Source organism: Streptomyces aureus, from assembly GCF_001418135.1.
Classification (GTDB): domain Bacteria; phylum Actinomycetota; class Actinomycetes; order Streptomycetales; family Streptomycetaceae; genus Streptomyces; species Streptomyces aureus_A.
On the sequence record NZ_LIPQ01000473.1, the window covers coordinates 1,142 to 1,828 of the forward strand.

1 pseudogene is annotated in these 687 nt (G+C 69.7%); it reads right to left on the reverse strand.

Annotated features, from left to right (window positions below):
• Nucleotides 1–218: pseudogene (locus tag AOK00_RS40840) on the reverse strand (LacI family transcriptional regulator); the annotation flags it as partial.
• Nucleotides 219–687: the final 469 nt, after the last annotated feature.

Below are 687 nucleotides of genomic sequence, written 5' to 3' on the forward strand. Positions count from 1 at the left end.
CCGGCCTTCTCGGCCGCCTCGCGTACGGACTTGGTGTTGGCGGTGCGCCAGCCGCTCTCGGCTCCTACCTGGGCGAACCCGAGCACCAGTTTGCCGTCGGAGGAGCCCTTGCCGGCGCCGCCGGTGGTACCGGTGGTCGCGGGCTCGGTGGTGCAGGCTGTCAGCACACCACCGGCCAGGGCTACGGCGGCGATGATGCGGAGGGCTCTGTGGGCCATGTCGTGGTTCCTCTCGGGACGTGCGTCGTACCGGGCGGTGCCAGAAGGGGATGGGCCCGGCGAAGGTGTGGCTGCTCAGCGGTGGTTGGGCTGGGTGGAGGCGGAGTGTGCGCCGGCCCCCGACGACCGGTGCGCTGCCGAACGGGACACATTATGAGCGCTAACAGCGACGTAACTCAAGGGTTCGTACGGCAGTTACCCGTTCTTGATGCGCAATGACGAGTCGCCGGACAGCTGGCCGCAACGAAAGTTGTGAGCGTTAACAGCTCTGAGGCGCCTCGCGTCAGGGTGATCTTCCCGTCGGCGGAGGCGGAGGCGTCTCCGGAGGACGAGCAGCCGGTGAGGGCGAGGGGGAGCGCCGGAGCGGCGGAGGCGAGTGCGACAGAGCGGATGCGGGCGCGCTGCTCGGCCGGGTGGGGCATGACATCTCCCGGTGCGTCAAGGGAGGGGTGAGGGGTACGCCGAGGGG